Raw genomic sequence first — 6649 nt, 5'->3', positions numbered from 1 at the left:
CACAGTTGCGCCCAAGAGTTGACGGCGCCGCTCCGGTTACGATCGGGGTCGCACAGCCGGGCTGCTTGAAATTCAACGAGCGATCTCCGCTCGAAACCGGGGACGCGTATCACGTTGAACCCGCATCGATCTGCGCAGATCTCGAGTTGCCCCAACCCATGCAAGGCATGCGATTCGCGGATCGCAAGGAAGCAGGGAGAGTGCGGATGGCAACGAACGAGAACGATCAGATCGTGGAACCTCCGACCGAGGTGCGACAGGCCGAACTTGGCCCGTCCGTCTTTATGCTTCTCGCCATCAGCACCGGTCTCGCCGTGCTGATCCTGATCGGGATCTGGCTGGTGTTCTTCCGCTAGCGTGTTGTCCGCTCTGACGGACACGAAGGCCACGTTCTATCTGCACTATCGATTTCGCGACAAGGGGGCTTTTCGACATCCATGGCTGTGATGCGAATTGCCAGACCGGGACGAAAACCGGCGGCGGCTCGCGTTGCGTCGCGAACGAAAACATCGTCGGCCAGAACCGCAAAGCGAACCGCTTCAAAAAAATCTTCATCCCCCGCGGCGAAAAAAGCGATACGGCCGGCGGCTCGCAAGGCACCGCTCGCGCAAGCAAACGTAGCCGCGAAAACCGTCAAACAAAGTCAGGCCGGCACGAAGTCCGGCAAAACCGCAGCCGCGGCCGCGCGCAAGGCGACGATGGCCGCCACCACGCGCTTCGTCGACGACAAGCCGATTGCGCTCGACGAGCGCGACGAAGCAGCGAAAGCCAGAGTAAGCAGGCAACGCGCGCGCCGCACGGCCGTCCGGCGCAAGGACGAGCCGAGTCCGCGCGTCAAGCGCACCGCGGTTGAGCGTCTCGATGATCCACCGCCCGCGAGCGGCGCGGTGCTGATCGAGCGGGTGACGCGCGCGATCGAACGCGAGCTGTCGCTGATCGAGGTCATTGTCGGCGGCAGTCATCTGAAGCCGCAGCAGCGCACCGAAGCGGAGCGCCGCGCACGCACGCTTGCGAGTCTCGCGCGCACGCTCGGCGAAGTGACGCGGTTGCGCGCCAGCGAGGAGAGAGTGAAATCAGCCGATGATGACGCCGTGCCCCGCGATCTCGACGAGTTCCGGCGCGCGCTTTCGCGCCGACTGGAGCAAGTGGTCGCCGCGCCAGCGGCAACTCCTGCTCCAGAGCATGAGTGAGGCGGAACTCGGGTTTCTGGCGAGGCAATGGGATATTTTCGCGCACGATCATCAGCGTCCGCCGCAACTGGCGCCGAACGGCGCGCCATGGCTGATCTGGCTGATGATCGGCGGGCGCGGCGCCGGCAAGACCCGTGCCGGGGCCGAATGGATTCGCGCGCAGGCGCTCGGCCTGCCGCCGTTCGCGACCGAAGCGGTGTCGCGCATCGCGCTGGTCGGCGAAACCGAACACGATGCGCGCGAGGTGATGATCGAAGGCGTTTCCGGCTTGCTGGCGGTGCATGCCGCCCACGAGCGGCCGTCATGGTCGCCGTCGCGCAAGCGGCTGGAATGGAATAACGGCGCGGTGGCGCAGGCATTTTCGGCGGACGATCCCGAAAGCCTGCGCGGACCGCAATTCGGCTGCGCCTGGTCCGACGAGATGGCGAAGTGGCGCTACGCGGAAGCCGCCTTCGACATGCTGCAGTTCGGTTTGCGGCTGGGATCGCAGCCGCGTCAGTTGATTACGACGACGCCGCGTCCGACCGCGCTGCTGAAACGCCTGATGGCGGATGCGGCGAGCGTGGTCACGCGCGCGCCGACGCAGGCCAACGCCTTCAACCTGGCGCCGACCTTTCTGCAAGGCGTGATGGCGCGCTACGCCGGAACGCGGCTCGGGCGTCAGGAGCTTGACGGCGAGATTATCGAGGATCGTCCCGACGCGCTGTGGTCGCGCGCGTTGCTTGAGAGGTGTCGCGTGCGCGAGGCGCCGCCGATGCAGCGCGTCGTGGTCGCGGTCGATCCGCCGGCGACCTCCGGCAAGCGCGCCGACGCCTGCGGTATCGTCGCGGCGGGGCTGGCGGAAGGCGGCATCGTTTACGTGATCGCAGACGAGACGGTGGCGGGCGCGACGCCGGCGCTGTGGGCAGCGAAAGCGATCGCGCTGTGGCGGCGGTGCGAGGCCGATGCGCTGGTGGCTGAGGTCAACCAGGGCGGCGACATGGTGAAGTCCGTGATTGCGGAGGTGGATGCTGCGGTGCCTGTCATCGCGGTGCGCGCCACGCGCGGCAAATGGCTGCGCGCCGAACCGGTGGCGACGCTTTACGAACAAGGCCGCGTCCGGCACGCCGGCAGCTTCGCGGCGCTGGAGGACGAGATGTGCGACTTCGCTCTATCCGGTCTGTCGTCCGGCCGCTCGCCCGACCGTCTCGATGCGCTGGTGTGGGCGGTGACGTCGCTGGCGCTCGCGCCGCGCGCCCAGCCGCGGGTGAGAGGATTGTAGAACGGGCGCTCCCTCTCCCCGCGTGCGGGGAGAGGGTCGGGGTGAGGGGCCTGGCTTGGCTGCCCGAGCCCCTCACCCGGAATCTTCGCTTCGCTCAGTTTCCGATCTCTCCCCGCTGGCGGGGAGAGGTGAAGAAAGGGTCGTAGATGTTCGATCGTTTTAAAACTTTTCTTGCCCCGCCCGAGACAAAAGCCAGCCGCACGGCGAAGCTGCTTGCCTTCGAGAGCGGCCGCCGCGCGCGATGGACGCCGCGTGACTATGCTGCGCTGGCGCGCGAGGGTTATCTCAACAACGCCATCGTGCATCGCGCGGTGCGCCTGATCGCGGAAAACGTGGCGTCGTGCAGCTACCTCGTATTCGAAGGCGCGCAGGAGCACGAGGCGCATCCGCTGTCGCGGCTGCTGTCGCGGCCGAACCCGCGCCAGGACGGCGGCGCGTTTCTCGAAATGCTGGTGTCGCATCTTCTGCTGTCCGGAAATGCCTATGTCGAGGCGGTCGCGCTCGACGGCGCGGTGCGCGAACTGTTTGCGCTGCGACCCGACCGCATGAAAGTGGTGCCCGGCGTCGACGGCTGGGCGGAGGCCTATGAATACGCGGTCGGCGGCCGCAGCATCCGCTTCGATCAGGCATCGTCGGCCGTGCCGCCGATCCTGCACCTGACGTACTTCCATCCGCTCGACGATCATTATGGTCTCGCGCCGATCGAACCGGCGGCCGTGGCGATCGATACTCACAACGCCGGATCGGCCTGGAACAAGGCGCTGCTCGATAACGCCGCGCGGCCCTCAGGCGCGCTGGTCTATTCCGGCCCCGAAGGCGCGGTGCTGTCGGATACCCAGTTCGACCGGCTGAAGCGCGAGCTGACCGATACCTATCAGGGGGCGGTGAACGCGGGACGGCCGCTGCTGCTCGAAGGCGGACTCGACTGGAAGGCGATGTCGTTGACGCCGAAGGACATGGACTTTCTGGAGGCCAAGCACACCGCTGCGCGCGAGATCGCGCTCGCTTTCGGCGTGCCGCCGATGGTGCTCGGCATTCCCGGCGACAACACCTATGCGAACTTCCAGGAAGCCAACCGCTGCTTCTTCCGCCAGACCGTGCTGCCGCTGGCGTCGCGTCTCGGTAGTTCGTTCGCGCAGTGGCTGTCGCCGCAATTCGGTGAGAGCGTCCGCATCGTGGTGGACGCCGACAGGATCGACGCGCTCGCCGCCGATCGTGCGGCATTGTGGGAGCGCGTCAGCAACGCGGCGTTTCTCACGCTCAACGAGAAGCGCGAGGCGGTCGGCTACGCGCCGGTCGAGGGCGGCGACCGGCTGGAGTGATGTTTCCCTTTCGTGAAAGAGATGGATGGCCGGATCAAGTCCGGTCATGACCTCCGCCATGGGTTCAAGCGATGTCCGACCTCATCCGCATCTTCGCAGAGCGCGGCGACCTCGCGCATCTGGCGTTGTTTCTGTGGGCGAGCGCCGCCAGCGCGGGCCTTTTGTTCGCGCTGCGCGAACTGTCGGCCGCCTCGCGTCGCTTCGACGATTTCGTCCGTGAACTTCAGCGTTTCAATCGCAAGGCGCAACGTCGCGCCTTAACCTTCGACAAGGATCGGGATTGATGGACAACCTTCACAGCATGCTGCGCTCGTTCAGCACCGAGACCAAATCATCGCGCGATCATCTCACCGTGTTCCGCGAATTCCTCGCGCATCTCGATCGAGCCCAGCGCAAGGCGCCGGCTGCGGCTGCGGCGCGCGCACCCCGCGCCAAGGCTCAGACGCGGCGCAAGCCGACGAAACGCAGTCGCAAGGGCTGAGCGCCGCCAGGTAGCGTCCGCCACAAGCGGCGCGCGGCGGGCACGACACGTCGTTTCGAATTTCATCAATCCGTTTCCCCCGCCCATTTGCGAGGTCGATCATGCACGCCCCGTTGTCGTCCGTGTCGCGTCTGTCGTTTTCCGGCGACGGCACGGTGGAAGGCTATGCCAGCCTGTTCGGCGAGATCGACCAGGCGCGCGACATGGTGATGCCCGGCGCGTTCGCGCAAACCTTGAAAGCAAGGGGCTTGCGCAAGGTCCCGATGCTGTTCCAGCACGATCCCGCCGAGCCGGTCGGCATCTGGCTCGAACTGCGCGAGGATTTCCGCGGGCTGTGGGCGCGGGGGAAACTGATCCCCGACGTGACGCGGGCGCGCGAGTTGCTGGCGCTGGTCGAGGCCGGCGCGGTCGACGGACTGTCGATCGGCTATCGCACCGTGCGCGGCCGGATCGAGCCGCAAACGCGCGTGCGGAAACTCTATCAGGTCGACCTGTGGGAAATTTCCATCGTCACCTTCCCGCTATTGGCGGGAGCGCGTGTCCGCGCGGTGAAGCAGGCGACGCCCCCGTCGCCGCGCTCGCGCGTGCGGGCACAGGCCGAGCGCGGCCGGCGGAGCATGACGGAGGCCGCGGATGAACCGGCGCCGCGGCTCCGCCCGCGCCCGGTGGTGGCCTCGCTGCGCGGCAGGGAAGGACGGCGTGTGGCGCTGCAAGGCGCGGCGCGCGCGCAGATGGCGGGAGCACGCTGATGAGTCATGAAAGTGCATTCGAAGCCGCGCAGCGCGCGCGCTGGATGCGGCCTGATGCCTATAGATGGATCAGACCCGATGCTGCGCGATTTCTGAAGCCGGGCATGAAGCTCGCCGATGTATTTCCGCTGCTCGCCCGCAAATTCCGCCCCGACCAGCCGCGGATTCCGGCGGGTCAACCAGGCGGCGGACGCTGGACCGATGATTGGGGAAGCGCGCCCGGACCTTAAGCGATCTGATCAAGCCGATTCCTGCCGCTACGGGAATCCGAGGCGCATCTCGATCAGCTTCGATCCGGGATCGGCGGCAATCTGGGTCCGCCACTTGATCCGCCGCGTCAGAGTGTGCCGTCAATGCGCCCGTTCGACGGGCAGGGCTGGATCAACGTCTATCGCACCATCAACAATGAGCCAAATCTATTCGGGCAGCCTTCTTGGCCGGCAGGCAATGGTACGGTTGCTGCCGCTGAGATCGATGGAAAGCTGTATTTTGGGGTGAACTCCGGGTCTCCAGGATATACTTCAACGGATCGAACGGACGCGAACTCACAGCGCTGGAATTTGATCGACAAATATCCCAATGTGATGACAACCGGTAATATCGGGGAATGGCCGAACGATTCCCTCTATCACGCAGAAACCACGATACTTCTCCGGGCTGCACGTCAAAACGGCGGCTCGCTCGCGGATCGTACCATTGAAATTATGGTTGATCGACGGATATGTGAAGGTTGCAATGATGCGCTTCCAATTCTCGGTCTGCAGCTTGGCAATCCGACGGTCCGATTTTCGGAAACGAAGACTGGCCGCGTCAGCGTGATGTCGAACGGCACATGGTTGATCTGGAGGCGACGTTGATCAAGCATACCAACTTCGATGAATTCGACTGGAATGGTTGGCCGCACCCGCACGAATTAGAGCGCTTCTTCTTGGCACCAAAAGGAGAGGAATGGTCGTTTGCTGGCGGTAATGATAGCTGGGGTCTGAGGGTTGAGGGTCTGTGTGGTACAGAGCAGCGTTCGAGATTTGAGCAGGTCACCTCTAACCTAAGCATGATCGGCAATTCAGATTTGGGCGTGTATTTGTCTTATCGTAAGTGGGACGGTAGAGTGCGGCAACAACGCAGCTACGTTGCGAAAGGAGACCTCAGCCGTCTCGGCGAATTCGTGCGGTCCCTGCATGGCACACCGTTGTCGGTGGGGCTGTTCGTGCCGTTCCCTGTTGCATGGAAGGCGGTGAAGGAATTCATCGAGACCGACGGTGAGCTGCCGACCAGCATCGAATGGATCGCAAGCAGCGATCTGCCGCCGGAGACGTTTCCCGATCCATAGTTGAGTCCGACGCTCGCCCGCAAATACCGTCCGGACCAGCCGCGGATTTCGGCGAGCCCAATGCGCTTGCTCAAATTCGTCAGTATGATCCTGGCTGAATCTGGCGTCGGTGGAGAGAGAAATGAAGCGATTTTTTTACTTCGATAATTTCGCTTCTGACAGATGGCCGGTGCTTTCCGAGCTTGAGCGTTTTTTTCTCGCGCCAAAAGGACAGGAATGGTCATTCGCCGGTGGCAACGACAGTTGGGGAATGGACGTTCAAGGGCTCTGCGGGACCGATGGTTTGCCGAGCGAGGAGCAGGTCAATGTCCATTTC

General features: G+C 64.3%; 10 protein-coding genes and 1 pseudogene. All 11 read left to right on the top strand.

All coding sequences use genetic code 11. The features are described 5' to 3' along the window. The first annotated feature begins 206 nt into the window (after positions 1–206). Entirely contained in the window at positions 207–356 is a 150-nt protein-coding gene (locus tag BGN91_RS11375) for a hypothetical protein (protein ID WP_292613197.1), read from the top strand. Between the two features lie 342 nt (positions 357–698). Continuing rightward, entirely contained in the window at positions 699–1190 is a 492-nt protein-coding gene (locus BGN91_RS11370; RefSeq protein ID WP_292613195.1) for a hypothetical protein, read from the top strand. Then, positions 1183–2451, top strand: a complete 1269-nt coding sequence (locus BGN91_RS11365) for a terminase family protein (RefSeq protein ID WP_292613199.1) — start codon at positions 1183–1185, stop codon at positions 2449–2451. The genes BGN91_RS11370 and BGN91_RS11365 overlap by 8 nt, the downstream gene beginning before the upstream one ends. Positions 2452–2597: 146 nt before the next feature. Beyond that, positions 2598–3773: a phage portal protein gene (locus BGN91_RS11360; protein ID WP_292613193.1), complete on the top strand. Its 1176-nt coding sequence runs from the start codon at positions 2598–2600 to the stop codon at positions 3771–3773. Between the two features lie 71 nt (positions 3774–3844). After that, positions 3845–4057 (top strand): hypothetical protein, encoded by a 213-nt coding sequence (locus tag BGN91_RS11355; RefSeq protein WP_292613191.1) that lies wholly within the window; start codon positions 3845–3847, stop codon positions 4055–4057. Further along, a complete protein-coding gene (locus BGN91_RS11350; protein ID WP_292613189.1) occupies positions 4057–4254 on the top strand; it encodes a hypothetical protein in 198 nt (65 codons plus the stop codon). Before BGN91_RS11355 ends, BGN91_RS11350 begins: the two co-directional genes overlap by 1 nt. Positions 4255–4355: 101 nt before the next feature. Next, on the top strand, positions 4356–5003 hold the full coding sequence (locus BGN91_RS11345; RefSeq protein WP_292613187.1) for an HK97 family phage prohead protease: 648 nt from the start codon (positions 4356–4358) through the stop codon (positions 5001–5003). Continuing rightward, positions 5003–5233 carry a hypothetical protein gene (locus BGN91_RS11340; RefSeq protein WP_292613185.1) on the top strand — a complete coding sequence of 77 codons (231 nt, stop codon included), beginning with the start codon at positions 5003–5005 and terminating at the stop codon, positions 5231–5233. The genes BGN91_RS11345 and BGN91_RS11340 overlap by 1 nt, the downstream gene beginning before the upstream one ends. A 123-nt stretch (positions 5234–5356) precedes the next feature. Next, positions 5357–5860, top strand: coding sequence for a hypothetical protein (locus BGN91_RS11335; RefSeq protein WP_292613183.1), 504 nt, complete (start codon positions 5357–5359; stop codon positions 5858–5860). Beyond that, positions 5836–6333: an Imm1 family immunity protein gene (locus BGN91_RS11330; protein ID WP_292613181.1), complete on the top strand. Its 498-nt coding sequence runs from the start codon at positions 5836–5838 to the stop codon at positions 6331–6333. The genes BGN91_RS11335 and BGN91_RS11330 overlap by 25 nt, the downstream gene beginning before the upstream one ends. Before the next feature lie 121 nt (positions 6334–6454). Beyond that, positions 6455–6649 (top strand): annotated as a pseudogene (locus BGN91_RS11325) (hypothetical protein); the annotation flags it as partial.

The organism is Nitrobacter sp. 62-13 (assembly GCF_001896955.1).
In the GTDB taxonomy this organism is placed as follows: domain Bacteria; phylum Pseudomonadota; class Alphaproteobacteria; order Rhizobiales; family Xanthobacteraceae; genus Nitrobacter.
The sequence above is the reverse complement of the archived record's forward strand: the minus strand, read 5'-3'. Positions and strand labels throughout refer to the sequence as shown.

What these genes read in the sequence shown, in the direction of transcription:
- BGN91_RS11340 (WP_292613185.1), top strand. Translation starts at nt 5,003, where the DNA reads ATGAGTCATGAAAGTGCATTCGAAGCCGCGCAGCGCGCGCGCTGGATG.
- BGN91_RS11345 (WP_292613187.1), top strand. Translation starts at nt 4,356, where the DNA reads ATGCACGCCCCGTTGTCGTCCGTGTCGCGTCTGTCGTTTTCCGGCGAC.
- BGN91_RS11330 (WP_292613181.1), top strand. Translation starts at nt 5,836, where the DNA reads ATGGTTGATCTGGAGGCGACGTTGATCAAGCATACCAACTTCGATGAA.
- BGN91_RS11335 (WP_292613183.1), top strand. Translation starts at nt 5,357, where the DNA reads ATGCGCCCGTTCGACGGGCAGGGCTGGATCAACGTCTATCGCACCATC.
- BGN91_RS11365 (WP_292613199.1), top strand. Translation starts at nt 1,183, where the DNA reads ATGAGTGAGGCGGAACTCGGGTTTCTGGCGAGGCAATGGGATATTTTC.
- BGN91_RS11355 (WP_292613191.1), top strand. Translation starts at nt 3,845, where the DNA reads ATGTCCGACCTCATCCGCATCTTCGCAGAGCGCGGCGACCTCGCGCAT.
- BGN91_RS11360 (WP_292613193.1), top strand. Translation starts at nt 2,598, where the DNA reads ATGTTCGATCGTTTTAAAACTTTTCTTGCCCCGCCCGAGACAAAAGCC.
- BGN91_RS11375 (WP_292613197.1), top strand. Translation starts at nt 207, where the DNA reads ATGGCAACGAACGAGAACGATCAGATCGTGGAACCTCCGACCGAGGTG.
- BGN91_RS11370 (WP_292613195.1), top strand. Translation starts at nt 699, where the DNA reads ATGGCCGCCACCACGCGCTTCGTCGACGACAAGCCGATTGCGCTCGAC.
- BGN91_RS11350 (WP_292613189.1), top strand. Translation starts at nt 4,057, where the DNA reads ATGGACAACCTTCACAGCATGCTGCGCTCGTTCAGCACCGAGACCAAA.